The organism is Koromonas humicola (genome assembly GCF_059726255.1).
Map to the genome: position 1 here is coordinate 750,997 of NZ_AP040873.1, position 26,527 is coordinate 777,523.

Annotated in this window: 17 protein-coding genes; 14 read left to right on the forward strand and 3 right to left on the reverse strand. The window is 57.7% G+C overall.

Annotation, left to right across the window (positions count from 1 at the left end):
* The first annotated feature begins 13 nt into the window (after positions 1-13).
* From AC6IZD_RS03360 to AC6IZD_RS03390, 7 genes are read left to right on the forward strand one after another with little or no spacing between them, the layout of a single operon-like run.
* The gene (locus AC6IZD_RS03360) at positions 14-1,942 is read left to right on the forward strand and encodes a hypothetical protein (protein WP_497786269.1); all 1,929 of its coding nucleotides are present in this window, start codon (positions 14-16) and stop codon (positions 1,940-1,942) included.
* The gene (locus AC6IZD_RS03365) at positions 1,939-4,302 is read left to right on the forward strand and encodes a VIT domain-containing protein (RefSeq protein WP_497786270.1); all 2,364 of its coding nucleotides are present in this window, start codon (positions 1,939-1,941) and stop codon (positions 4,300-4,302) included. The genes AC6IZD_RS03360 and AC6IZD_RS03365 overlap by 4 nt, the downstream gene beginning before the upstream one ends.
* On the forward strand, positions 4,286-5,980 hold the full coding sequence (locus AC6IZD_RS03370; RefSeq protein ID WP_497786271.1) for a tetratricopeptide repeat protein: 1,695 nt from the start codon (positions 4,286-4,288) through the stop codon (positions 5,978-5,980). The genes AC6IZD_RS03365 and AC6IZD_RS03370 overlap by 17 nt, the downstream gene beginning before the upstream one ends.
* Positions 5,956-11,553: a tetratricopeptide repeat protein gene (locus AC6IZD_RS03375; RefSeq protein ID WP_497786272.1), complete on the forward strand. Its 5,598-nt coding sequence runs from the start codon at positions 5,956-5,958 to the stop codon at positions 11,551-11,553. The genes AC6IZD_RS03370 and AC6IZD_RS03375 overlap by 25 nt, the downstream gene beginning before the upstream one ends.
* Complete coding sequence (locus tag AC6IZD_RS03380; protein WP_497786273.1) at positions 11,550-13,256, forward strand: hypothetical protein; 1,707 nt, start codon at positions 11,550-11,552, stop codon at positions 13,254-13,256. Before AC6IZD_RS03375 ends, AC6IZD_RS03380 begins: the two co-directional genes overlap by 4 nt.
* Positions 13,253-14,092, forward strand: coding sequence for a penicillin-binding transpeptidase domain-containing protein (locus AC6IZD_RS03385; RefSeq protein WP_497786274.1), 840 nt, complete (start codon positions 13,253-13,255; stop codon positions 14,090-14,092). Before AC6IZD_RS03380 ends, AC6IZD_RS03385 begins: the two co-directional genes overlap by 4 nt.
* Positions 14,089-15,144, forward strand: a complete 1,056-nt coding sequence (locus AC6IZD_RS03390) for a SpoIID/LytB domain-containing protein (RefSeq protein ID WP_497786275.1) — start codon at positions 14,089-14,091, stop codon at positions 15,142-15,144. Before AC6IZD_RS03385 ends, AC6IZD_RS03390 begins: the two co-directional genes overlap by 4 nt.
* A gap of 60 nt (positions 15,145-15,204) precedes the next feature.
* On the opposite strand, the gene AC6IZD_RS03395 is transcribed toward AC6IZD_RS03390, so the two are convergent.
* Positions 15,205-17,895 (reverse strand): S9 family peptidase, encoded by a 2,691-nt coding sequence (locus AC6IZD_RS03395; RefSeq protein WP_497786276.1) that lies wholly within the window; start codon positions 17,893-17,895, stop codon positions 15,205-15,207.
* 231 nt (positions 17,896-18,126) lie between these two features.
* On the opposite strand from AC6IZD_RS03395, the gene AC6IZD_RS03400 reads away from it, so the two are divergent.
* The 4 genes from AC6IZD_RS03400 (at position 18,127) to mgrA (ending at position 21,367) form a co-directional block, all read left to right on the forward strand.
* Entirely contained in the window at positions 18,127-18,918 is a 792-nt protein-coding gene (locus AC6IZD_RS03400) for a TPM domain-containing protein (RefSeq protein ID WP_497786277.1), read from the forward strand.
* 13 nt (positions 18,919-18,931) lie between these two features.
* A complete protein-coding gene (locus AC6IZD_RS03405; protein WP_497786278.1) occupies positions 18,932-19,669 on the forward strand; it encodes a hypothetical protein in 738 nt (245 codons plus the stop codon).
* Between the two features lie 33 nt (positions 19,670-19,702).
* On the forward strand, positions 19,703-20,308 hold the full coding sequence (locus tag AC6IZD_RS03410; RefSeq protein ID WP_497786279.1) for a LemA family protein: 606 nt from the start codon (positions 19,703-19,705) through the stop codon (positions 20,306-20,308).
* Positions 20,309-20,380: 72 nt separating this feature from the next.
* Entirely contained in the window at positions 20,381-21,367 is a 987-nt protein-coding gene (gene mgrA / locus AC6IZD_RS03415) for an L-glyceraldehyde 3-phosphate reductase (protein ID WP_497786280.1), read from the forward strand.
* A 5-nt stretch (positions 21,368-21,372) separates the two neighbouring features.
* Here mgrA and AC6IZD_RS03420 read toward each other — a convergent pair whose 3' ends face one another.
* Together AC6IZD_RS03420 and AC6IZD_RS03425 are read right to left on the reverse strand one after the other, a co-directional pair.
* Entirely contained in the window at positions 21,373-23,955 is a 2,583-nt protein-coding gene (locus AC6IZD_RS03420) for an AMP-binding protein (protein ID WP_497786281.1), read from the reverse strand.
* Positions 23,956-23,990: 35 nt separating this feature from the next.
* Positions 23,991-24,575: an alpha-ketoglutarate-dependent dioxygenase AlkB gene (locus AC6IZD_RS03425; protein WP_497786282.1), complete on the reverse strand. Its 585-nt coding sequence runs from the start codon at positions 24,573-24,575 to the stop codon at positions 23,991-23,993.
* 119 nt (positions 24,576-24,694) lie between these two features.
* Between AC6IZD_RS03425 and AC6IZD_RS03430 the strand changes: the two genes are divergently transcribed.
* The 3 genes from AC6IZD_RS03430 to AC6IZD_RS03440 all read left to right on the forward strand — a co-directional run bounded on the left by AC6IZD_RS03430 (position 24,695) and on the right by AC6IZD_RS03440 (position 26,510).
* Positions 24,695-25,249: a hypothetical protein gene (locus AC6IZD_RS03430; RefSeq protein WP_497786283.1), complete on the forward strand. Its 555-nt coding sequence runs from the start codon at positions 24,695-24,697 to the stop codon at positions 25,247-25,249.
* Between the two features lie 36 nt (positions 25,250-25,285).
* Positions 25,286-25,588: a hypothetical protein gene (locus AC6IZD_RS03435; RefSeq protein ID WP_497786284.1), complete on the forward strand. Its 303-nt coding sequence runs from the start codon at positions 25,286-25,288 to the stop codon at positions 25,586-25,588.
* A gap of 124 nt (positions 25,589-25,712) precedes the next feature.
* The gene (locus AC6IZD_RS03440) at positions 25,713-26,510 is read left to right on the forward strand and encodes an SDR family NAD(P)-dependent oxidoreductase (protein WP_497786285.1); all 798 of its coding nucleotides are present in this window, start codon (positions 25,713-25,715) and stop codon (positions 26,508-26,510) included.
* The last annotated feature ends 17 nt before the right edge of the window (positions 26,511-26,527 follow it).

Below are 26,527 nucleotides of genomic sequence, written 5' to 3' on the forward strand. Positions count from 1 at the left end.
GGAGCGCGAAAAAATGACCAGCTTACTGAACTCACGCAGGCGGTGGTTGCTGAGGGTGTTGGGTCTCGCGGCGGCCGCTGTTGCTGTGCTTGGAGTGGTCGGCTGGAGGGCGAGCGTGGCTTTGCGATCGGCGAAGGACGCAGAGAGCGCCGACTCGAGTTACAGGTTTGTGGTGCGGCAGTTGATGCCCGCGGTGGACAGCGGTTTCGAATGGGTGAGCGCGCCGACGACCTTCACCGAGGCGGCGGAATTCAATGGAAAGTTGTATGTGGCAGGTTCGGCTGGGCTGTTTGAGTATGACAGCACAGGAAAGCCGCTGCGCGATTTTCGCGTGGGGAGAGAACTGCCTCCGGCACCGCTAGTGAGGGTTGCTCGGGCTGTGTTGGCTGGGTCGCGCGAACAGGAATTGTTGATTGCCACGGATGGCGCGGGCGTGCTGGCATTCAATGGCTCGGCGTTTAGGCAGATACTTCCGGAAGATCGCGAGCTGAGGCACGTGACGGCGATTCTGCCGGTAGCGTCGGGACACCTTCTTATTGGTACGGCGAAACGAGGGCTGTTGCTTTTTGACGGACAGCGGTTGGTACCGCTCCATTCAACACTGAAACAGATATATGTGACAGCACTGGCGGGCAGTGAGGCTGATCTTTGGATTGGCACGCTCGATCGTGGAGTTGCGCACTGGCATGGTGGAAGCACGGAGTGGTTCACGGACACGAATGGAATGCCCGATCCGCGGGCGTATGCCATCGCGCTGAATGGAACGCGCACGTATGTTGGAGGCCCGGCGGGTATAGCAGAATTCGATGCGGGAAGATTTGTGCGCACGGTGGTGGCGGGGACGTTTGTGAGGAGTTTGCTGGTGCAGGATAAGAGCCTGCTGGCAGGAACGATGGACGACGGAGTGTTGGAGATTCCGTTTGAGCGTACGCTGCGGGATGTGCATGAGTACTCCACGGTTGGCGAATTTGCGGAGGTCGGGCAGTTGTTCCGAACGGACGAACCGACGCTGTATGCGGTATCGCAGTCGGGAGTTTATGCGCGAGCGAAGAGTGGTGGATGGAAGCGCGTATTGGAGCCCTCGGGAGGATTGCTGACGGATCGCAACATCTCGGCACTGGGAGTGGATGGAGCAGGACGGCTGTGGGTCGGGTATTTCGATCGCGGGTTGGATGTTGTCGAGGGCGAGGATGCAAGGCATGTCGAGGATGACCACGTTTTCTGCGTGAACCGGATTCGTCCGAACGTATTGCGGGGCGCAACTGCGGTTGGGACGGCAAACGGTTTGGTGTTGTTTGACGCTGGAGGGAACCGCAGGCAGGTAATGACCAAGCAGGCGGGGTTGATCGCGGATCACGTGACGGATGTTGTGCCGTATCGAGATGGCGTGGTGGTGGCGACTCCGGCTGGATTGACATATATCGATGGAGATGGAGTGCGGAGCTTGTATGCATTCCATGGGCTGGTGAACAACCACGTTTACACGGTCGCGGCGAATGGGACGAATGTGCTGGCGGGAACCTTGGGAGGCGTGAGCCTGCTGGAAGGCGACAGGATTCGCGCGAACTACACGACCGCGACTTCGGCGCTGAAGCATAACTGGATTACGGCGGCGGTTCCGGTCGGCAATGAGTGGTGGCTTGGGACTTATGGCGCGGGTGTGATGAGGATGGATGCGGCAGGGAAGTTTGAAGCGAGCGATGGGGCGAGCGGAAACCTGGTGATCAATCCGAACGCGATGCTCGTGACGGATCGCATGGTGCTGGCCGGGAGTGCGGGACAGGGTTTGTATGTGATGGACCGCAGGTCGGGCAGGTGGTCGGCGGTCACGGAAGGATTGCCTTCGCTGAACGTGACGGCGCTGGCGGCGGCAAATGATGTGGTCTACGTGGGAACGGACAATGGGCTGTCGAGGATTCCTGAACAAAGGTTGGAACGATGAGACGCCTACTGCAAGTGTGGTTGGTGGTCGTGTGTTCGGCGATGGCGGCGTGGGGCGATGCGGGAGTGCTGATTCCGCGCGATAAGAGCCAGCCTGATGCGGCGATTCTGTCGCTGGACGAGATGGAGATTCGCGTCGTGATTGACAACGGCGTGGCAAGGGTCGATGTGAAGCAGATCTTCGGCAATCACACGGCCTCGATCGAAGAGGGCAACTACATCTTTGCGCTGCCAAGCCGAGCGACGGTGAGCGACTTTGCGGTGTGGGATGGGCCGACGCGGATTCCAGCGGTGATTCTGGAGCGCAAGCGGGCAAGCGAGATTTATGCGCAGGCAAAGGCGCAGGCGATTGATCCGGGATTGCTGCAGATGGGCGAGCGCGGAGTAGAAGAAGCGCGGCGGAGTGCGGCGTTCAGTGCGCGGATTGTGCCGATTGCTCCGTGGGGCACGAAGCGGCTGGAGTTCCAGTATCACGAGAATATTCCGGTAGAGAATCTGAAGTCGTTCTTTGCGATTCCGATTCATCCCGATGCTTACCAGGTGCAGGCGGCGGGCAGGCTGAAGATCGAGTTTGAGTTGCGTTCGGCGCATGAGCTTACGAATTTTCAATTTGTTGGTAATGCGTATGCGATGAAGGTGACGCAACGCGATGCGCATCAGGTGAAGGCTGCGTATGAGGGAAGGAACATCACGCTGAGCGAGGACTTCGCGCTGACGTATCAGTTCAACCCGAAGCGCATAGACACGCTGGATGTAATTGCGTATCGGAATCCGGACACGCCGCATCCAGATGCGGCGGAGAAGAATCCGGTGCGTGGACATGATGAGCCAGGATTCTTTGAGGCGCAGGCGTTGGTTGGAACGGGTCAACAAGCCGCGAGCAATGGTGGCGCGCCGAGGATGGTTGTGATTTTGTTCGACAACTCGCTCTCGATGCAGTGGGACAAGCTGGAGCGCAGTTATAGCGCGATGGAGACCGTCTTGCGGGCGCTGCGTCCGGAAGATCGATTCAATCTGCTGCTGTTCAACAACAAGGTAGGGGCGTTTCAGACACAATTGGTTCCGGCGCAGCGGGAGAACATTCAACGGGCGCTGGAGTTTGTGAGAGCAAGCCGGTTGCGAGGTGGAACCGATCTGCAGCAGGCGCTGGGTGCGGGGTTGGCGCAGTTTGCGAATGTGCATGGCAACGGATACCTCGTTCTGCTAAGTGATGGCGGGGCCACGCGGGGCGTGATCAGGACAGGAACGCTGGCGAAGTGGTATGGCGAGCGCTGGAAGCAGTTGCCGGAAGCGGAGCGGCCACGGACATACATTTTCGCTGTGGGGGATGATGCGAACTTGCCGCTGTTACGCATGCTGGCGAGGAATGAGGGCGAGCTGGAAAACGTGCTTTCGACGGAGCCGGTGGAATTCAAACTGAATGCGTTTGTATCGAAGATTGGGCGTACGCCGGTGGCGCAGCTTGGGTTGAGAGTGGAGCCAGAGTCGGCGGTGCAGATGGTGTATCCGCTGCAGGACAGCACGTTTGGTGGATCGATAGCGAACTGGGTGGGTCAGTATGACAAGGCGGCGCGGGTGCAAATGACGGTTCGCGGCGTGCGCGATGGAAATGTTGTGGAGATGAAGAGCGCGGCGTCGCTGCCTGAGAAATCTCTGGAGCATGAGCAGTTACCACGGCTTTGGGCGAGAGCGCGAGTGGATGCCTTGTTGGAGAAGATTGAGCGCGAAGGCGAAGACGCGAAGAGTATCGAAGAGATTATCAGGTTGTCGCGCAGGTATAAGTTCGTCACTCCGTACACATCTTTTCTCGCGGTGCCGAGAGCGCTGCTCAGGCCGAGAGTAATTCGTCCGGGTGACCCGGTGCTGAGGGTGCATACGGATGAGTCGATCAAGTCGGTGGTGGCGATCTTCCCATTTGGGCTGACGAAGAGGTTGCGACATCTCGGCGATGAGGACGTGTGGCAGACGAGATTCGTGGCTCCGGACGACATGCAGGACGGAACGTACTCGGTGGGTTTGGTGCTTCGGGACAAGAATGGGCACACGTATCGCGAAGCAAAGACATTTGTGATCGCGAGCAAGCCACCGGTGGTGAATGTGCATTTGAACAGCAATCGGTATCACAGAGGCGGGACGATTCCGCTGAAGGTGAGTGCGACGGCGAGCACGCGCACGCTGACGGCGAGGTTGGAAGGTGCGGCTCCGATCGCACTGCGGTGGAATGCAAAAGCGGGAGCGAACACAGGGGATTTGCAGATTCCAGCGGATCTTCCGGCGGGGACTTACGGACTGACGGTAATCGCAGAGGATGTTGCTCACAACATCGGAACACAGGAGGTGCGCATTGAAGTACTTCCTTGAAGTTTCATCGAAACAAGTGGCGAGGGTTTTGTTGCCATGCTGCGCGGGCGTGCTGGTGTTGGGCGCTGTGGTGAGCGGCGCGCGGGCGACAGAGGTTTGGAGAAACGCAGAGGCCGGTTCGGCAATTGAAGCTGTGCTGTATCGCTGGATGCCAATGCCAGTGAGCAAGGTTCTTGGTCTGCGTCCGCCGAAGGAGGCAACACCGCTGCTAAGTGAGTTGATAAAGCGGCAGCCCACGCCGGAATTGTATTCGCTGCGGGCGTTGAATGAAGAAGCGTCGCTCGATTTTGCCGCAGCCGAAGCGGACTGGAAGAAGTATGTCGAGAGTTCGCAGGATCACGGGCAGTCGCAATGGGCGCTGGCAGATTTCTACCATCGCAGGTTGCGTGCGGCGGATGAGATCGCGGCGTTGGCGGAAATTGGGCGGGCGCAGGATGATGCGGCAGAGAAGCACACGGACGTGGAGCAGAGGCGGTCATGGCAGGCGTTTGAGCGCATCTTCAAAGTGATTGGCGAGAATGCGATGGGTGCGGACGTGTCTTCGCGTTACTACCGCGAGTGGATTGAACGCGATCCAGCGCAGGCCGCGGTTTATGCGAGGTACTTCCAGTTTCTGCTCGACCAGAAGCAGTTCGCCGAAGCGGAGAAGTTGATTGCGCAGTATCGGCAGGCTGTGCCCACTGACGAGATCCTTCCGGTGAAGCAGCGGGCGCTGCTCGAGTACAGACGGGGATCAATACAGCAAGGACTCGCGGTTTACGACCAGCATTTCCAGCCACTGTGGCCGCAGGAGTTGATCGATAGCTATTTCTCGCTGATGAAGGAAACGCGAACAACACGGAGGTTTCTCGATCAAGCGAGAGCAGCGTTGGAGCGCGATCCAGGAAATCTGAGTGCGGCGGCGCGGGTCTTCTATTACTACCAACGGCAGGGAAGAACGGATGCGGCGCAGCAGACGATTACTCAATATCGCCTGAGTAATGAGAAGCGCAATGCGAAGTGGAACTCGCAGGAACTTTATACGTTGGCAAAGCTGAATGAGGGCATTCGGAATTGTCCGGAGGCGGCGCGTTACTACTACGCCCTCTACAACACGAAGGATCGTCCGGATGCGCAGGAGCAGGCACTTGCGGGACTGGTCAATGTGTTGCTGGACGCTCCGGAACAGGGCGTGCGGATTGGAAGTGGCGAGTTGTCGATGTATCGCGATATTGGAACGATGGATCGCGGGCCGGGGTTCCTGAATGGAATCCTGTCGCTGATATTGAACGGTACATCTCCGGCTTATGCGTATGCGGAAGAAGAGCGGCGGGCAGTTCCGTATTTTCACCGGGCAGAAGCGGCGGAACTGACGAGGTTCTTCGAATCGCGCTTTCCAAATTCACAAGCGAGGGCGGGGCTGCGCTCCCGGCTGATCGAAACCTATGCTGCATACGGCGAGAGCGGTGCGGTGATCCGCGATGGCAAGCAGTTTCTGCAAACGTTTCCGAATGATCCGGAGCGGGAGCGAGTGGGCCTGCTGTTGGCAGATGGGTATGCAAGGGAGAACCGGACGCAGGAGGAATTTGCTCTTTACGATGCGGAGAGAGCGAATACGGAGACGGGGCGAGCGAGCGTCGAGAGCCTGAGCAGAACAGGGCGTTCTCCACGCAGGTGTCGAGTCCTCAACGTGCGGTGAAGAGCGCGCAATCGTGGTATTCGGATTACCTTGAGCGCTACTTGTCGCGGCTGGCGTCGATGCAGCAGCTACCGCAAGCGTTGGCGGTGCTGCGAAGAGAGGTGGATCGAAATCCGAACGATCCCGGATTGTATGAACGCCTGGCTCAATTCCTGGAACAGAACAGGCTAGGGCAACAGCAAGAAGAGGTGTATCAGAGAGCGATCCAGCAGTTCCCAGATCGCTCGTGGTATCACAAGCTGGCGCGATTCTATTTGCGGAATAAGAGGGATGCTGATTTCGCGCGCTTGAGCGAGCAAGTGGTGAAGATCTTCTCGGGAACAGAGCTGGAGAGCTATTTCTCGGACGTGGTGAATGGGCGTGATTACTACGTGCGACTGAATGAGTTTGCGAACAAAAGGTTCCCGCACGATCTGCAGTTTGTGAGGAATCTGCTGAATGCATATCGAAAGCCACAGCCGCAAATGTGGGAGAGCTTGCTCCGGCAGCACTGGTGGGAAGCGGAAGACCTGAGGAATCAGTATTTCGAGTACCTGTCGCGCACAGGAAAGTTGGACGCGGAACTGGCGCAGTTGCGCACAGCGGAGTCGGCTGTGCCGCAACTGCGGTGGAATGAGTTGGCGAGTGCGAATCCGGTGGCGGCGCGATTTGTGGGAGAGGCGAAGTTCTGGAGTTCGCACTTCGAGGAAGCGGCTCCAGTGATGAGCGCGCTGGCGGAGTTGTATCCGGCAGATGCGGAGTTGGGGCGAAGAGCTTCGGCGGTGAACAGGTCACTTGCGGCGTTTGATCCGCGGCGAACGGAAGTGGCGGTGAAGATCGAGGAGAACCTGTACAACGCCGATCCGGGCAATCGCGATGGACTGGCGCGGATTGGAGACGTGCTGGCCGATCGAGAACTGTTTGAGCGTGCAGCACCGTACTGGAACCGGATAGCGCAGGTGAGGGCGGGAGAGCCGCAGGCGTATCTGGATGCAGCGACGATCTATTGGGACTATTTCGATTTTGATACAGCACTGAAGCTGCTGAATGAGGGAAGGACGAAGCTGAATGATCCCGCGCTCTATGCGTACGAAGTGGGCGCGATCTATGAGAGCAAGCATGAGTATTCGCAGGCCATTCGGGAGTATGTGAAAGGGGCGCTGAAGGAGCATCAGGGTTCGCGTCCTTATAACCGGCTACTCGACTTGGCAAGAAGAAAAGCGTTGAGAGATGAAACGGATCGAGCGACGGCGCAACTGGCTGAAGGCAGCGCTCTGAGTATTGATGCGCTGAAACTGCGGATGGCGGTGCTGGATGCGCAGAATCGCCAGAAGGACGTTGGGTTATTGCTGGCATCGATTGGCGAGCGGACAGACTCGCTTGAGCTTCTGGAGTGGCTGGAAGAAACGGCGAAGCAGCGATCACTGGAGTCGGTGCAGGAGAAGGTGCTGGAAAAACAGGCTGCCGTCACGACTGATCCTGTGCGCAAGTTGGAATTGAGGTATTCGTTGGTTCGCTTCTACGAAGCGAAGAAGGATGTAGCGCAGGCGCAGCGCAATGTGGAGGCGTTGTACCGAGAGAATTCGAAGGTGTTGGGCGTGGTGCGTTCAACTGTGGACTTCTACTGGAACAACAAGGAGAAGGCACGCGCGATAGAGGTTCTGCTGCAAGCGGCAAACGACTCGTATCCGGAGTTGAGGACGCAGTTCAGGTTGGAGGCGGCGCAGAAAGCGAACGAAGCTGGGCAGTTTGATGTTGCGCGTCGGGTGCTGACGCAATTGCTGGGCGAGTCGCCTTATGACGAGCGGTACCTGGCCGCGATGGCGGATAGCTATTCGCGTGCGAACGATGATCAGGGACTGAAGCAGTTCTCTCTCGACAAGATCGAGATGTTGCGCAAAACGCCGTTGACGCAGGATGTGCGCACGCGGCAGATTGCAGCTCTGCGTCGCGGACTGATTCCGGCACTCACGCGAATGAAGGATTATGCGGGCGCGGTAGATCAGTATGTCGAGATCATCAATCACTATCCCGAAGATGAGGGGCTGTTATCGGAAGCGGCGCTGTACGCGCAACGAAATGGCCGCAAGGAGCAGTTGCTAGCGTACTACCGCAATGCTGTGAAGCAGTCGCCAAAGGATTATCGCTGGCCAATGGCGCTGGCAAAGATTGAAACGCAGATGGAGGATTATCCGGCGGCCGTTGACGCGTATGGGATCGCGATGAACATTCGTCCCGACCGCGTGGATCTGCGGACGTCGCGAGCGGAGTTGCTGGAGCGGTTGATGCGTTTCGATGAGGCCGCAGCGGAGTACCAAAGACTGTTCGATCTGAATTATCACGACGCGAAATGGATGGAGAAAGTTGCGGAGTTGCGTGCGCGACAGGGGAAGACGGCGGATGCCGTTGCAGCACTCCGTACAGCACTCATCGACAATCGTCCGGAGAAGGCTTCGAACTTCTACGAGGCCGCGAAGCGACTTGAAAGCTGGGGCATGCTGGAGCAGGCTCGGGAGTTTGCGCAGAAGGGAGTCGATACGGCGGGCAGAGACCTGCTTGCAGTTTCGGAGAATCACGACGGCGCGCGGGTGTATGTCGAGATCATGACGAGGCTTCGCCAGCAGGATGCAGCTTATGCGCGATTACAGCGTGGCGTGGCCGATGCGAATTCGCTTGTGGCGCAGATGGCGGTCACGGTGAAGCAGGTCGAAAAGAATGGAGTGATGGCGGCCGTTACGGACCAGCAATGGCGCAATCGTGAATTGGAGATGCGACGCGCCACGGCGTTTGCGGGAATGCAGGCTTCTATGCAAGCGATGGGACAGGCCGCGGGAAAGTACTTCACTCCCGAAGAGAAGCTGCAGTTTGCGGCGTGGCTGGAGAAGAATGCGGCCAGCAGTTCGAACCAGGAGGTGGCGGGTGTATTCGTGCCTCTAGCGAAAGCGGCAGGGCTGTCGGATTTGCAGGCACGCTGGTTGCGAAAGTTGATGATTGGCTCCACGAATGGAGGCGTGTACAAGCCTGAACTCGTTGACTTGCAATCGCGAAGGATGCGGTGGGAGGAACTCGGGTCGGCTCTGGAGGAGTATGCACAACGCTTATCGCCGCAGACAGGCCGGATTGGCGTGTTGCAGGAGGCGGCTAGTGTGTATCGCTCGGGCGCACTGACGGATGCGGAGTTCAGGGTCCTGCGCGATATAGCGGTTCAATCCGGAGGTGCGGTGCAGCAGAACTATTTCGAACTGCTATTGCAGCGGAACCCGCAGGAGTTGGTGCAGATGGCTGGAAGCACTCGGGCAGGATTGGGCGACGCGCTATGCCAGTACTTGATTGCACATGGCTCGGCGGCACAGGCGCAGGAAGCTCTTGCGATACGGGCAAGGTCGCTGGATCCGGTGTGGGGCAAAGCGTATGCAGGACTGACAGGGCTGTACTTTGCGGATCATAATTCGGCGATTGATGTGGCATTCCGCGATGCGCTGGGCGATGGCACGATTGGCGAGCGCCTTGGGAAACCAGTTGATCGCTCGCGGCAGATGGCGGGCAATCCGTGGTTCTATTACGGCGCGCGGTATGGCGAGTGGCTAGGCGTGACTCGCATGGGTGATCCAGAGGAGTTTCTTCCGGCGCAACTGGAACAGTCTCCTGCGAGTGCATCGGGATATATCGCGATTGCGGAGTATTACGCGAACGCGGGCAAGCTGGATCGAGCGGTGGAGGACTATAGGCGGACGCTGGAGCTGGCACCGTCGCGGGCCGATATGCATGACCGCATAGCTGTGCTGTATTGGCGTCAGCAGAAACGCGCAGACGCCGTTGCGGAGTGGAAGGCCGCGCTGGAGTTGTTGGACGCACAGGTGCATCAACGCGTGGTGCCTCCGGATTTTTGGCCGACATTTAACTATACGATGAATCACATCGGAAATCGGCACGTAGTGGGCGAGTTGCGTCCGCAGTGGGAGGCGGTGTTGCGCGACTATGTGCGACAAAACGGAACGTACCAGGCGGATGGGATGCTGCGTTCGGCGTATGTCGCAATGGGAGAGCCGCAAGCAGGTGTGAACTTCATGTTGGAACTGGCGTCGATCTCGCCTGAGCCGCATGGAATGCTGCAACTGCTGATCGGCGCCACGTGGATTCTGGAGAACCAGAAGAGCCCGATGTACGAACAGATGATTGCGCGATTACGTGATGGACTGTCGAGCAATTCAGAAGCGATGTCGCGTGAGTACGCGCAGGAGAACCTGAGGTCGTGGCAAGACAAGTACGCGTTGCATCTCGTTGAGAGGAAGGAATTCGGACAAGCGGCGTCAGCATTACCTGCGGAACAGGATCCGAACGCGACAGAGCTTCAGGTGAGATATTGGATCGCACTGGCAAATGGGCAATTCGATTCCATCGTGGAGCACTATCGCGCAGATCCGGAGAAGGCTCCGCAGGCAGAGAAATTGCGGGATGTGGCGATTTCGTTGCAAGGATTGGGGCAGCGAAAGGCAGCACGCAAACTGTTGGAGTTTGTGTTTGAGCAAGAGATTGCTCGGCATGAATTGAATTCAGCAAATATGCTGGGGCTGGCTGAGATCCGATTGCAGGATGGAGATGATGCGGGCGCGATGGATGTGTTGCGCAGGCTCACTCTGGTCGTGGGGCAGCCATTCGACAACCTGGAGCCCTCGGCGACGTTGCTGGCGAAGAATGGAAGGCATGCTGAGGCAATTGAGTTCCTGTCGCAATTGGTGAGAGCAAAGCCCTGGGATCGAAATGCGCAACTAGAGTTGGCGCAGGAGCAGATTGCGGCTGGACAGGACGTGGTCGGGGCGCAGGCGCGAGCGGCCGCATTGGCGCGCGATCCTGAGGCGGAATACGCGAACAGGCTTTCGGCGGCTGCGGTGTTGAAGGGAAGCACGGCGGAACTCGGAAGCGCGGAACTGAACTATATGGCTCGGGCCTCGGGCGAGGCTGACAAGCCGTACTTCACAACGGCGCGCATGGCAGCCGCGAAGCATGCGGGAGATGCGGCGATGTCAGCGAGATTGCTTTTGAATGCGGTATCGGATGAGCCGGGCAACAATGCCGTGCATGTGGAGTTGTTCAAGGTGCTCGCGGCGATGAAGCGGGATCGGTTGGCGCTTGCGAGCATTGAGCTGGTGCTTCGAGGCAGGTTCATGGATGGAGTCTCCGCAAACTACAACAATCGATACTCGGGGAGCGGAGAAGACGACGAGGCTGAGGCGGAGGATACGAATGCATCCGCTGCTGTTATGGCGGATGATGTGGAGGCCGCACAGAAAGACTACGAACGGGTGGGGATCATTCTGGCAGTTGCGAAATCGTATGCCAATGTGAATGCGCTCGAGAACTCACTTCGCTATTACCGCATGGCACTGAACTACAAGACAGTGGCGAGCACAAAAGCTGAAGCCGTAAGGCAGATGAAGTCGGTGCGAGCCGCGATAGACAGAAACAAGACAAACCTGCGTCGCATGCCAACGATTCACAAGCAGCTTGAGCAAGAGCACATGGTGCACGCGAGGTTGGTGGCGGTCACGAAGGTGCCGCCTGCCGCGAGTGGAAAGGGAGGGCGCGCGCAATGAAGCGAATCGCGGCTGTAATCATCACGGGAGTGTTGGTGGTTGCGGGGTGGGCGATGTATCAGGATGTTGCGCGTGGGCCGGAGAGGTCGCTGGCCAGCCTGATGCCGCAGAATGCGGTACTGTTTGTGGAGGCGAAGGACTTTGGCTCGATGCTGCGGGAGTGGAACGCGTCTCCGGAGAAGAAGGCGTGGGTTACAACCGATAACTATGAGGTGTTCAGCCGCTCTCGGCTGTTTCTGCGACTGCATGATGCACAGTCGGAGTTTGCGGAGGCGGCAGGTCTGAAGCCAGATATGTCGTTCCTTGGCGATGTTGCAGGCGGCCAGAGTGCACTCGCGGTGTATGACATTGGCAAGCTCGAGATTCTCTACATCACTCGAATTGCGGGCGACAGTGCAGCGAAGTCGGGAATATGGCAGCAGAGAGGAAAGTTTGAGGCGCGCGAGGTGGAGGGACGCAAGTTCTACGTGCGCACGGATGCGAAATCGGAGCGTGTGGCGGCCTTCGCAATTGATGGTGACTACATGATCCTTGGCACGAGAGAGGATCTGGTTGCGGGAGCGCTGACGTTGCTGGCGGGTAAGAAGCAAGCTGCGCTGGGCGAGCAGGGGTGGTTCGTGGATGCGATAAAGGCGGCCAAGAATGCGGGAGATTTGCGACTGGTCGTGCATTTGGCAGAGGTGACGCGCACTCCGCAGTTCCGGACATACTGGGTGCAACAAAACATCACGGAGTTGCGGCAGTATGAGTCTTCGGTGAGCGACCTATTCCGGTCGGCGGGAGAGTATCGCGAGGAACGAGTGTTGCTGATGAAGAACGCGCAAGATGCTGCTGCGGCTGGGGACAGCGCTTTGCAAACTGCGCAACTAATGCGACTCGTTCCGCTGGGTACGGGATTCTATCGCGCATGGGCAGCGCCTTCCGTGGAGGAATCGGTGGCGCTGGTCGAGGAGAAGGTGCTAACTCCGAGGCTCGGGCCTGCTCCAGTTTCGAAGATTGCGCCGGTGGTTTCAAGTGGAGATCAGGGGCCGGGGAGTGCGTCGAATTTGGATGTGCGGATCGATGTGTCTCCTGCTGCGGATCAGAAAACGCATGGAACTGCGGGCGATGATTCGATGAAGGAATTGATGAAGCAGACGAACGTGCAGGCTGCGCTGGAGATACACGATTCAGAAGCTGCGCAGGACGGGGTGTTTGTGCGACTGCACTCAACGGTGGTGCTGAGGGCGGCAAATGACTGGAACGAGAAGTCGGTTTTGGAGGTGTTTCAGCGCACCGTTTCGCCAGGATTGACAGCGTCGAGTCTGGGAGTGGAGTGGAAGAAGGCCGCTCAGGGATATTCCGAGTTGGATGGGCTGGCAAAGATCGGCGTGGCTGTGCGGGGTAAGGAACTCTTCGTCAGCAATGATGGCGCGGCGCTGGCAACGGTGCTTGGGCGTGTGTCGCAATCAGCGACCGTCGAACCCGCGATCTACTTTGCAGGATTCGATCACAGCCGGGAGCGGCAGAATTTTGCGCGTCTTACATCCGTGGTGGACAGACCCAATCGGAACGTGTGGGGAAACTATCGGACTCCGCAGTTCTTCTCGGAAAACATTGGAAGCCTGAGCAGGACCCTCGAAGGAGTGAAGTCGGAGACAGTGGTGGCACGGCGCAATGGCACGGTGGAAACGCAGAGCGTGCGTTACGAACGGGCGCGATGACAAGGTGGCGACTTGCGGTAGGCGTGGTGACGGCAGCGGCACTGATTGCTGGGAGCGATTCGCATGCGGCAGCGACAGAGGAGATGTCATCGCAAACGATCTCGAGGCGACTCGCAACTGAATTCTCTTCGTCAGATGTTTCGTACATTCTGCTCGATGTGCGAGAGAACCGCACGTTGGCGAAGCATTGGGTTGGAGGGGAGGAGGCTGTTCCGGTTGGATCTCTGTTGAAACCCTTTACCGCGCTGGCGTATGCGGAAAGTCATGGATATGGGTTTCCGCGTTACGTGTGTGAGGGAGGAAAGAGCTGCTGGTTGCCGAAGGCTCACGGCAGTTTGCAATTGGCTGGGGCGGTTGCGTTCTCGTGCAATGCGTACTTTGTGGAGATGGCGAGGCGCACCGGGGGCGCTCAGGTAACTTCAGTTGCGCGGCGTTATGGGCTGAACGGGCCTGGCGTGAATGCTTCGCCGGAAGCAATGGCGGGTGAGTTTGGCGTGTGGCGTGAGTCTCCGGACGCGTTGTTGCGGGCCTATGCAATGCTGCTGCGCAGAAGATCACAGCCGGGGATTCGCGAGATCGTGGATGGAATGGCGCTGTCGGCGCAGGAAGGAACGGCGGCGGGATTGGGGCGGCAACGGCAGCGATTGCTGGCAAAGACTGGCACGACTCAATGCATTCATGTCCGACATCACGCGCCGGGTGACGGGTTTGTAGTGGTCGCGTGGCCTGCGGAGATGCCGCGATATGTGATGTTGGTTCGGGAGCATGGGACGACAGGAGCGCAGACTGCAACGCTGGCGGGGAAGATGCTAAGGGAGTTGGAGGGCGCGAATTGAAAAGGCGGGCCGCAGTGCTGGCGTTTTTGCTCGCGGTATTCGCATCGGCATCAGCGGAGCACCGGGTACGCGTTGGAGTGCTCGGGTTGTTTCATCCGAAACAGCTTGTGGTTGAATCGCTACCAATGTTACCGCTAACGGTGAGTGCTGACGGAAAACAAATGTCATTAGGCGGAGATGCACAAGAACAAGGCCTCTTGAGCTTAGAGGGAAATCGCGTCGTGTTGCAGTGGGCTCGGATGAAAGTTGCGAGCAGGGAACTGATCTTCAGCGCTCGAGATGGCGGCGAGTCGGAGTTCGTTTTTGCTGTGCCGGGGAAGTTGCAGAGGCGGTATCGGGGAAAGCTGTCGATCATGGCGGCTGGAGGTGAGCTACTGGCGACCGTCGAAATTGATTTGGAAACGGCGGTGGCGTCGGTGGTGGCTGCGGAACTGCCAGCGGATACGCCAATGGAGGCATTGAAGGCGCAGGCCGTTGTGTCGCGCTCGTATTTGCTCAAAGGCGGGCCGCGACATGCAAATGCGGAGTTCTGCGACACGACGCATTGTCAGTTCTTGCGACAGCCTCCGGCGGAGAATAGCCGAGTGGCGATTGCCACTCGCGAGACAACGGGGCAGGTGCTGGCGTGGAGAGGACAGTCGTTTGCGGCGATGTATTCGGCAAGTTGCGGAGGACGAACGCACTCGCTGGCGGATCTGAATGCTCCGGTGAGGGACTATCCGTATTTCGCGGTGGAGTGTGCATATTGCCGGAGGTCGCCGGAGAAGTGGTCCTCAGCGATCAGTGGTAAAGCCGCCGACACGCTGGTCGCAGGCAACGAAGGGGCGCGCATCAAAGCGGCGCGGAAAATGGGGTGGAACTCGGTGCCGAGTAGTAATTTCAGCAAAGCACAGGGCGAGCATGGCGCAGTATTGAGCGGAGTGGGGCGCGGGCATGGAATTGGATTGTGCCAGCGCGGGGCGGCAACAATGGCGCGCGAAGGAAAAGACTACAGGGCGATTCTCGCGCACTATTATCCGAACACAATGGTGCAGGTTGTCGATACACACTGAAGCTGCGAGCAAATGAAAGCCGCGTCCGAGGGCGCGGCTTTTGGATACATATGCAGGTTGCTATTGCAGAAGTTCCTGCGTGATTGTCGCGCCTCCGGCAGAAGCGAGGACAGCGCTGCGCTTCACAACTTTGTGCGTGTCCTTTGCGACCCAGAGGGTTTCTTTGTCGGCTCCGCCGTCTGCAGAAGAGAGTTCGACGCGGAAGGAATCGAAGGTCCCGGCCGGAACGACGATCTGCTCACTGCCCGCAACTTTTAGCTGGACGAGCTTGACCTTTTGCCGCTGGACGTCGAAGTTGCGGAAAGTGGTGCTGTAGTTGTCGGCAAGGGGAAGGCAGGCGATCACCTGCGACGAGCCGGCGGCATCGGCGAAGAGAGAGCCTCCGAGATCAGCGGCGACGGGACGCTCCTGACCGTTGAAGCTCATTTTGCCAGTGGCTTTGTCATCTTTGAAATCCAGATCGATTGCGACTGGACCCTGCTTGACGCTGCGCTTGCGAACGATGAGCGTTCCCTTTTCGAGGGAGGCTACATCGGTGGCGGATCCCTGTGGCGTGTCCATGACGTCAGTGACGGTCCATGCACCATTTTCTTCCGCGATGGTGGTGGAGAGTTTCAACGCAAGGTGCTGACCGCCGGCGTCGAGGCTGGCCTGGTACTTGTAGGCTCCGGGTTGCAGGTCGGTTGCGGGCTTTGGCGTGCCAATCTTGCTGGCATCAACCTTTGGGGCGAGTACGACCGTCTTGGGATCGACGGTAATTTCCTTGAGGCGCGCCGTGACCTCGGGTGTGCCGTCGGCCTGATAGCGTCCACCGAGATGCAAGGCGAGGAACTTCTCGGAGGCCATGAACATCGCCATGTTGTTTACTGGACGAGCGAAGCCGTGACCTTCATCGGGCGCGAGCAGGTACTCTACTGGGAAGCCGCGATCGCGGAGTGCGATGACGATCTGTTCGGCTTCGCGGCGATTGACGCGAGGATCATTCGCGCCCTGAACGACAAGCAGCGGTGTGGTGATCTTATTGGCGGAGGTCAGAGGCGAACGCTCGGTGAGCATTGCTTTGCCTTCCGGTGTATTCGGATCTCCCATGCGTTCGTAGAACAGCTTGCGGATCGGCTCCCAGTAGGGCGGAATCGAGTCGAGCAGGGTGATGAGGTTCGAGGGGCCAACGATATCGACGGCAGCGGCGTAGAGATCGGGAGTAAACGTCACACCGGCGAGCGTGGCGTAGCCTCCGTAGGAGCCGCCGAGAATGCCGAGGCGCTTGGGATCGGCGATGCCCTGAGCGACAAGGTATTTCGCGCCCCAGGTCACGTCATCCTGCATCTTGCGTCCCCACTCCTTGTTGCCAGCGTCGAGGAACTTCTTGCCATACCCCGTGGAACCGCGGAAGTTTGGCATGAGGACGGCGTAGCCACGATTGGCAAAGAACTGCGCGATGGGGTTGTAGCCCCAGGTGTCGCGTCCCCATGGGCCGCCGTGCGGAACGATGAGAGCTGGCAGGTTCTTGCCGGGTACGCCCTTGGGCAGAGTGAGGTAAGCGGGAATTTCGAGGCCGTCGGAGGACTTGTACTTGATGGGCTTCATCTCGGCCAATGATTCGCGGGGCAGACGCTCACGACCCTTGTACTGCAGCGTCAAAGTCTTCTTTTGCCGGTCGAAGAGGTAGATTGCGCCGGGCTCGGTGTCGCTGTTCGCCACGACAATCCAAAAACGTTCGTCGAGCGAGCGGTCGCCCAAGGTGGCTTGGTAGCGTGAAAGCTGCTTGCTGACCCACTCGTAATCCTTGGCGAAACTTGCGTCCTCGAAGTGGTATTCCTCGCGATCGCGATAGAAGGAATAACCCGCCAGCTTATCGGTGACCTCGGAGAAGATTACGGCGCCGAAGTCCACTTCATGCTTTGGATCAGATCGAAGTATCTCGATGTTGCCGCTGTTCGGGTCCAGAAGCGCTAGTGCGGTGAAATTAAGTTCGGCACCCTTGTTCGTCTCGATGTAAACGCGGTCATTTCCGGCCTGAAAACGGACCGGGCCACAGGATTCGAAGACTGAACAGGAGTAAATCTTGGTGAACTTGTCGGGATCAACACGCAGAATTTCGGTGTCGCCGTTTTCCGCACTGCGGGTGGCAAGGCGGAGTTGGCCTTTGAGGTCAAAGTTCCATCCGGTGATACGTTCCGTGTTCTTGCGAATCAGCGACTTCTCGCCAGTGGAGATTTTGAGTTTGTAAAGATCGTGCCAAGCTTTGTCGCGATCATTGAGGCCGATGTAAACGGTGTCGGGATCGGTTTTGGGAAGTTCGTAAAGTGCGACACGAACACCCTTAAGGCCGGTGAGATCGCGCGAGATCGGAGCCTCTGCGCCGGGTGCCGGTTTCGCGGCGGGATCGACGGCGTACACGTTGTAATTTTCGTCGCCATCATTGTCCTTGGCGTAGAGGATGTACTTGCTGTCACGCGTCCAGAAATATCCAGCGACAGGGCGCTTGGTTTCTGTTGTCAGCAGGCGAGCGGCGCTGAACGGTTCGCTCACGGCTTTGACGTAGATGTTGCGAGTATTCTTCCAAGGCTTGAGGAATGCGACGTAATGACCGTCGGGCGAGAGGTGTTCGCCAGCGATTTCTGGATCGCCGAATATGAGTTCGCGGTCGATGAGTGGCGGCATGCCGGTAGTGGGCTTCTTCACTGACTGGGCCCCAAGGGGAGATGCGATGAGCAGTAAGCACAGAATGCTTTGCAACATCTTCATCATAAAATGACGTTTCCTTTCACGCTTTTCCCCGGCTCTCTCGAGTCGAAGACGATTTCAGTACGTCGCGGAATCAGAGGAATAGTACGCCAAAAACAAACAATTTTCCCCAGAGACTTGCGATGGAGAAGTGGTGGGAGGCGCATGGGATTCCTTTATCGGACCTGAATAGGAGTGCTATGGGATCACTCGCTTGCAGGAGGGTTTTACAAGCGTGCTGTACAATCGGCAGCGATGAAATCCATCGTTAGATTCGGCATCTTGCAGTGGTTGGTCCTGCTGCTGGCAATTGCGGTAAATGCTGAACCCATTTCACAGCTACGTCCGACCGGGTACGTCAACGACTTTGCGAATGTGCTGCAGCCGAATACCAAGGCCCAGATGGAGCAGATCTGCCTGCAGGTGGACCAGAAGGCGCATGCGCAGATTGCAGTGGTGACGGTCAACACACTGGATGGAAGCGACGTAGAAAGCTATGCAGTTGATCTGTTCAAGCAATGGGGTATCGGGGGCAAATCTTCAAATCGTGGAGTTCTGATCCTGTATGCGATCAAGGATCATCGAGCGCGCGTTGAAGTGGGATATGGTCTGGAGCCGATTTTGCCGGATGGCAAGGTTGGCGGGTTTCAGCGTGAAGCAATTCCAATTCTGCGGGGCGGCGATTACAGCGCAGCACTGCTGCTGGTAACCAATCGCGTGTCGGCGGTGATTGCGCAGGATGCTGGCGTGACGCTTTCGAACGTTCCTCCCATGCCAGTCGTAAGGGATCGCGGGGAGGATGGTGGGCAGATCTCGGTGGGCGGCATCATTCTGATCATCTTCATCATTGCGGTTGTTTTGCTTACCCCGCTGCGCAACTTGCTGTTCTGGCTGTTTCTTTCGAATATGTTTGGGGGCCGCGGAGGCGGCGGGTATGGTGGTGGTGGCGGCTTTGGCGGCGGTGGTTTTGGAGGCGGGGGCGGAGGCGGATTCGGCGGCTTTGGAGGCGGCAGTTCCGGTGGTGGCGGAGCGAGCAGCAGTTGGTAAGGAGTGAGGCGCGATGATTCCGGAAGACAAGATTCAAGAATTCGTAAAGCGAATGCGAGAGGCAGCCGGGACGAACCTCGAGAGCGTGATTTTGTTTGGTTCGGCTGTGGCTGGAGATTTTCAGCCTGAGTTTTCAAACGTGAACCTGTTTTGTGTGCTGGCAGATGGATCGCTGGCGAAGCTGAAGGCACTGGCTCCCGTTGTGCGCTGGTGGCAAGGGCAGAAGCAGGTTGCTCCGCTGTTTATGACGCGCAGAGAGATGAACTCATCACAGGATGTTTTTGCCATCGAACTGCTGGACATGAAGCGACATCACCGGGTGCTGCATGGCGAAGACGTGCTGGAGGCATTGCAGATTCCTATGGATCTGCATCGGGTGCAAGTCGAGTATGAGTTGCGAGAGAAGCTGCTGTTGCTGAGACAACAGTTCCTGCTGAACTCAGATGATTCTCGGCGGCTCTGGGAACTGCTGGTGCGCTCAGTCTCCTCCTTCGTCACGCTGTTCAGGCACGCTCTGATCGCGCTGGGGCAGACTGCTCCGACATCCAAGAGTGAAACAGTGGAAGCGATAGCAAGTGTACTTAAGTTCGACGCGAAGGCCGTGCAGCAAGTGCTTGACGTGAGAGCGCACAAGCTGGATCCGAAGAAGCTGGATGTGAATGAGCTTTTCGCAAAGTATCTGGACGTTGTTGAGCAGGTCGCAGCAGCCGTGGACAAAGCGCTGGAGGGCGCACGTCCGCCTCGCTCGTAATCTCGTGTTGTAATCAGTTGCTCAGGAGAACTTATGAAGAACGTTTTGATTGTCGTGGTTGTGGTGCTTCTGATTGCGTTCCTTGCGTTTGGACAGTATGTGGGCGTGCGCAACACGCTGGTGCAGAAGAACGAGGCGGTGAAGAGCCAATGGTCGCAGGTGGACATTGTTTTGCAGCGACGCGCGGACTTGATTCCGAACCTGGTTGAAACCGTAAAGGGTTACGCACAGCAGGAGCAAACGGTCTTCGGCGATATCGCGAAAGCGCGTTCTGCGCTGCTTTCGGCGGGATCTCCGCAGCAGAAAATTGCAGCGAACCAGCAGTTGGACGGAGCGTTGGGACGATTGCTGCTGGTGGTGGAGAACTATCCGCAGTTGAAGTCGAATGAGAACTTCCTACGCTTGCAGGACGAGTTAGCAGGCACGGAAAATCGCATCGCCGTGGAGCGCAAGCGCTACAACGACACACTGCAGGACTACAACACGTACGTTCAGGTCTTTCCGCATAACGTGTTTGCAGGCTGGGCCGGGTTCCAGCCGAACAATGCGTATTTCGCGGCGAGCGAAGGATCACGACAGACTCCGAAAGTGAACTTTGGGACGCCGCAGGCCACGCCTCAGCCGGCACCGGCGAAATAAGGAGATTGAGCTACTCTCTCCAGTTTTGTTAACGTGGACGCACCACTACTTTCGGTAATGAGAGGCGAATTCGTGTATCAAGCACACGAAGATCGATACGCAACTATGTCATACCGGCGCTGTGGCCGTAGCGGGCTGCAGCTTCCGGCGATTTCCCTTGGGCTTTGGCACAACTTTGGCGGCGTAGACCGACTGGAGAACGCGCGCGCGATTCTGCACACGGCATTTGATCTTGGCATAACGCACTTTGACCTGGCGAATAATTACGGACCGCCACCGGGATCGGCAGAAGAGAATTGCGGACGAATTCTGCGCGAAGATTTTGCAGGGTATCGCGATGAATTGATCATCTCTTCAAAGGCCGGTTATGGGATGTGGGCAGGACCGTATGGCGAATGGGGCTCGCGCAAGTATCTGATCGCAAGTTTGGATCAGAGCCTGAAGCGTCTCGGGCTCGATTATGTGGACATCTTCTATTCGCATCGGCCCGATCCGAACACTCCGGTAGAAGAGACAATGTTGGCTCTGGACCAGATCGTGCGGTCGGGCAAGGCGTTGTATGTTGGAATCTCGAACTATTCGGCAGAACAGTCGAAGGCCGCAATCAAAGTGTTGCGTGAGTTGCGGACGCCGTTCGTGATTCATCAGGCGCGGTACTCAATGTTCGATCGTTGGGTCGAGCCGGAGTTGTTGTCGCTGCTAGATGCAGAGGGTGCGGGGTGCATAGCGTTCACACCGCTGGCGCAAGGACTGCTGACGGATCGCTACCTGCATGGGATTCCGCAGGACTCGCGCGCGGCGAGTGCGAGCGTGTTCTTGAATGCAAGCGATATCTCAGATGACAAATTGGCAAAGCTGAGAGCGCTGGACGATGTGGCGCAGAAGCGTGGTCAGTCTCTGGCGCAGCTTGCACTGGCATGGGTACTGAGAAAGCCGACAGTGGTTTCAGCGCTAATCGGTGCGAGCCGTCCGGAGCAGGTGAAGCAGAATGTCGCAGCACTCGCCAATCTGAAGTTCTCGGATGATGAGTTGCGCTGCATCGATCAGATATTGCAGTAGCTGAGTTACTGCAACATCGAAGAAATAATGGCGTGGAGGCGAACGGAGAGTTCCTCAGGCAAGAGATGAGCTTGAGGGGCGATCGGTTCGCCGACGCGAATCTCCAAAGAATGCGAACGGAACCAGCCGCGCCCGCGCTGTTTGAGTTCACCTAATCCCTTCAAAGCAATCGGAACAATGCTCGCGGCAGATTCCTCTGCAAGAAGTCCTATGCCACTGCGGAATGGCTGCAACGCGCCATCAGTCGAGCGACGACCTTCCGGAAAAACCAGTACGTGATAGCCGCGATCCATGGCTTCGCCAACGTGAACGAAGCTGCGGCGGAATCCCACGCCTTTTGGTAGCGGGAAGACATTGAATAACGTGGTCACAAGCCAGTATTCAAAAGGGGCGATGAAATTAAGGAACCAGTTGCCCTGGTTGCGCGCGTGTCGCCAGTCATCGAGCATTTCGCCGGACATGGCGATGGCGACGTGGCGACGCATTGAAGCAGGAAGAGCGTAGAGCACCAGTGCAGCATCGAAGGCCGTCACGTGATTGGCAATGAGCAACGCTGGTCGCGCAAGCGAATGTAGCCTGCTCTCGATGCGCGGAGCGGCGAGAAGCAAGACCAGCGGACGCATGATGCATTCCTGAAATGCGACACGAACGGCGTGGACAAGCGGAGACCATGTCCATTTCGGGTAAACGAATTGGCGCTCGCGGGGATGTTCGTGCGAGAGAAGTTGTGCGCTGTCCGCCGAAGGCGAAGTGGGATGATCGGACTTGAAGCCGAGGTGTTCGCGCAGGTCGCCCATGGTGGCGATGCGCTCGAACTGCTCATCGCTGATGCCGACGCCGAGGCGCTCTTCAAGTTCGGTTTGTAGTTGCACACGCGCGAGACTGTCGAGGTGGAGGTCGCGGTCGAAGCGCACGCCGTCGTCGAGGTGCTTCGGTTCGGAGCGTGTGATGGTGGCGAGCAGGCGCGAAAGGGGATCGATTGACTCTGAGGAAGGCGTCGCGGAAATATTCTTTTGCGCTGCTAGCCATTGAGTCACGAGTCGGCGGCGGATCTTGCCTGTACCTGTGCGAGGGAAGTCGAGATGCGGCCACAGTCTCCAGTCGCGTACGCGTTGGTAATCGGTGAGGCTTCGGTTGGCAGCATCGACAGCGGCCTGAGCGTGTTGCTGATCGCCTCGGAAGATGAGCACAGAAACAGGTTCGACGCCACGACGGGTTTCGAGTGGGACGACAGCGGAGGCCTCAACACCGGGTTGGCGGTTCAAAGCGGCTTCGACATCTTCGGGGTGGATGTTGAGTCCGGCGGCGGTGACGATGGTTTCGCTTTTGCGTCCGAGAAAACGAAGCTGTCCAGCATCATCTTGCTCGACGAGGTCTCCGGTGCTGAGCCACGAATCAGCGGTGGTTGTAATCTGTCCATTCTGCCATCGGCTGCTTGCAACCATCTCGCCCCGGACTTGGACTTCACCATCTGACGAGATGCGAACCTCGCGACCGGGAAGAGGCTTGCCGATGGTGCCCTGACCAACATGAAACGGGTGATTGAGCGTGATCAGCGCGGCGGTTTCGGTCATGCCGTATCCCTGGATGAGTGCGAAGCCGAGGTCGTTCCAGAAACGCTCAACGGGCGAGGCGAGCGACGCTCCGCCGCAGACAAAGGCCCAAAACTTAAATCCGAACTCGCGATGCACGTCGCGGAAGTGCCACCACTTGGTCCATACACGCTGGCCGCGAACCGCGTCGGTTCGTGAGGCGAGGTGGGGGAAACGTTCTTCGAGATGCGACTTGAGAAGATCGAGAACGCGAGGCACAGATGCGAGTACTGAGATGCGGTGATTGTGAATGAGCTGGAGGAGCCGTGGGGCTTGCAGGCGATTTTCGAAATGAACTTCGGCGGCGAACAGCGGTGGAATCCACAGGCCCATGAATTGTCCGAAGACATGGCTCAGAGGCAGCGTGTGGAGGAAGCGAAGAGGATGAAAGATGCGTTCGTACTTGAGGTACTTCTGCATCTCGCGCTCGATCGGGTCGAGGCTGGCGAGAACGTTGCGGTGAGTATGCACGACGCCCTTGGGTTCGGACGTGGTGCCGGAGGTGAAGAGAATTTGCAGCGGAGTATCTGGGCCGAGGGTGGGTTCGTGTAGATCGATGCTCGGCGGATCCGAGGCAAGAGCAGTGGAGAGCTGTTCAAACTGGAGTTGCGGAACATCACTGGAGAGGTGCGCAAGAAGAGCACTGCTGCCGACAATGAGACGGGGTTTCGTCTCGGCGATTACGCGTTGAGCAAAATCGGTTCCGCCTGAAGCATCGAGTGGGACAACAAGAACTCCGCGCAGAACGCATCCGAAAAAAGTGCCGATCCACTCAGGACCATTTTGTCCCCAAAGTACGACACGCTCGCCAACAGTGATGTTTCGTCGTTGAAGCTCGGCGGCGAAACGCTCGGCGAGAGATGCGAGATCCGCATAGGTGGAGGCGCGGCGCCGATTTCCGCTGTGCACGACAACGGCGGTCTGGTTTCCGTGGCGGCGAAAATCATCGACAAGTGTCGCCAGATGCGGTCGCACAATGCTGAAGAGTATACACACTCCAGCTCAGGCGTGATGCCACCCTGCATGGACGGCTAGCCAGCTTTGTCGAGCAGGCCCCGGCGAAGAGTGCGAAAGGTGATGGAATATCGCAAGCTCTTCACGGGCGGAATGCTGTGCTGGTATTTCCATCGAGCTGGGCCGGAGATGACATAGAGAGAACGCGGTTCGAGGGAGGCTGAGAGGATGTCGCCTTCGGCTTTGTAGGGCTTGAAGCGCATGCGGACGCTACTTAGAAGAGAGATGCCTACGATGGTTTCGAACTGGGGCACGTCTCGATGCCAGCCGATCGGAGCTCCGGGAGGATACTCCGTCACGACGGCTTCGGCGATTTCTTCCGAACTGAGTCCGATGAACTGTGCAGCACGTGAACGCAGAGAATTCAGAAATTCGGGGATGGGCACGGTGACGCTTGCTTTGCGAGAAGTGAAGTCGTAATCCCAGCCGTAGGCCACAATGCGGCGCTTCGCGACATAGCCTTGAAACTGAAACGCTTCAAACTCAAGCTCGCGAATTGAGGCAAGAATGTGCTGCTCTTCGTGCTCGCTGAGGAAGTCAGGCTCGTACAGAAAGCCTTCAGGCTCTCTCGAAATGGGGAACAGCGTTTCCTGGTAAGTCATGAGCGACTTTGAAAGCTCCTGCTCATGTGTACGACAGATTCGAAGCGTGTGTGGTTGCATGCATTGTGTGCGGAAGCAACAGTCGAACTCTGTTGCGGACTCTCAAATGCATGACCCCCGTGTGGACAATTGTTGGGCTCGTGTGTGTAGGCTCTGCCCTGTATGACATCTTTGGAACGTTGTTCCATCCGGCAGGAAGAGGAATTGCGAGTCACTTCGTGGGGCGTGTGGTCTGGATGGCGATGAGGCGCACTGCTGCCCGACGTCCCCCGGTGCTCACGCTGACAGGACCCATCGCCATTCTCAGCATCATGATCTTGTGGGTGCTGCTGGTGGTGATTGGGTTTGCGTGTATCTACGCGCCACACATGACAGCCGACTTAGTAACCCAACCCGGCGTGCCTGCCCGCAAGCTCGACTTTCTCGACGCCGTCACGCTCTCCTGGGGTGCACTGATTACGGTTGGAACTGCTTTCAGCACCAAGTCACGTCTGTTCCAATTGGCGCTGGATGTGGAGGCGACACTTGGATTCGGACTGCTTACGGCAGCAGTTTCATGGCTGCTCTCCATCTACCCGGTTCTGGAGCGGCGAAGGACGTTTGCACATCAGCTCACTTTGCTGCACAACGCAGAGTTAGAAACTGGATTGTCGATGATGGATCTTCCTTCGTAGGAAGCGCAGCAGATCCTTTGGGGGTTGGTGGAAGGTATGTCTTCGCTGCGGAACGATCTCACTCAGTTTCCAATTACGTACTACTTCCATTCGGGAGAAGAACAAACCGGTTTGGGAGGAGTGTTGCCTTACATTTCCGAAGTTGTGAGAGCGTCGGCGAAGCCGGGACTCGATCCCGGAGTGCGAATAGCGGCAGTGGCGCTGGGCGGAGCGACAAACGACTTCATGGAATATGTTGCACGCGAGTTTCTGCACATATCGGTGGAAGACAAGGTGGAGATCATGAAACGATTTGCAGACGAGCAGATGCGCCGCCCGATGCACTGGAAGGCCGCATAGAACTGGTCGATTCGCCTGTGCGACGAGGTGCAACTGTGGTCGATTGCCTGTCCTTTATCACCTGAGTGACCAAATGCATCTGACGGTGCAGACAACAGTTGCAAATCGATGGAGGGACTACAGGGTGAGCAATCAACTCGCGATAGTGACAGGTGCGACGAGCGGCATAGGCTTCAGTCTGGCCAAGGTTTTTGCCGAGAATGGTTTCGATTTGGTGATTGTTTCGAACGCAGGGCGCATCGAAGCTGCCGCTGAAGAACTGAGGTCACATGGAGTTCAGGTAACGCCAGTGGAGGCGGACCTGGCAACGTATGACAGCGTAATGCAGTTCTGGAACGAAGTTCAGCAATTGGGACGCCCTCTGGATGCGGCTGCACTGAATGCTGGAGTCGGAGTTGGCGGGAAATTTGCGGAGACCGATCTCGATGCCGAGATCAACATGATCCGGCTGAACGTGGAAGGAACAGTGCACCTAGCCAAGCACGTAGTGCAGCACATGGTAGCGCGGGGCAAAGGACGAATCCTGACTACCGCATCGATTGCAGGTGAGATGGTTGCGCCTTACGAAGCAGTGTACGCGGCCACGAAAGCATTTGATCTGTCGTTTGCAAAGACACTCGGGGCGGAACTGGACGGGACTGGCGTGACCGTGACAGCTCTGCAGCCAGGAGCGACAGACACGGAATTCTTCGACCGCGCGGGGATGCAGAACACGGACCTGGGGCAGGAAGGAAAGAAGGAGAGCGAGCCTTACGACGTCGCAAAGCAAGGCTTCGAAGCGATGATGAAGGGCGAGAAGCACGTCTACTCGGCAAGCTGGAAGACGAAGATGCAAGGCGCAATGGCGAATGTAATCCCAGACAAGGTCAAGGCTGCCATGCACGAAAAAATGGCCAAGCCGAAGGATGAGAAAGTCGCCTGATCGAGAGATATGTGGGT

Bases quoted from the DNA above. Each gene is read 5' to 3' on its own strand.
- AC6IZD_RS03360 (WP_497786269.1), top strand. From the start codon at position 14: ATGACCAGCTTACTGAACTCACGCAGGCGGTGGTTGCTGAGGGTGTTG.
- AC6IZD_RS03365 (WP_497786270.1), top strand. From the start codon at position 1,939: ATGAGACGCCTACTGCAAGTGTGGTTGGTGGTCGTGTGTTCGGCGATG.
- AC6IZD_RS03380 (WP_497786273.1), top strand. From the start codon at position 11,550: ATGAAGCGAATCGCGGCTGTAATCATCACGGGAGTGTTGGTGGTTGCG.
- AC6IZD_RS03385 (WP_497786274.1), top strand. From the start codon at position 13,253: ATGACAAGGTGGCGACTTGCGGTAGGCGTGGTGACGGCAGCGGCACTG.
- AC6IZD_RS03395 (WP_497786276.1), bottom strand. From the start codon at position 17,895: ATGATGAAGATGTTGCAAAGCATTCTGTGCTTACTGCTCATCGCATCT.
- AC6IZD_RS03400 (WP_497786277.1), top strand. From the start codon at position 18,127: ATGAAATCCATCGTTAGATTCGGCATCTTGCAGTGGTTGGTCCTGCTG.
- AC6IZD_RS03405 (WP_497786278.1), top strand. From the start codon at position 18,932: ATGATTCCGGAAGACAAGATTCAAGAATTCGTAAAGCGAATGCGAGAG.
- AC6IZD_RS03410 (WP_497786279.1), top strand. From the start codon at position 19,703: ATGAAGAACGTTTTGATTGTCGTGGTTGTGGTGCTTCTGATTGCGTTC.
- AC6IZD_RS03425 (WP_497786282.1), bottom strand. From the start codon at position 24,575: ATGACTTACCAGGAAACGCTGTTCCCCATTTCGAGAGAGCCTGAAGGC.
- AC6IZD_RS03435 (WP_497786284.1), top strand. From the start codon at position 25,286: ATGTCTTCGCTGCGGAACGATCTCACTCAGTTTCCAATTACGTACTAC.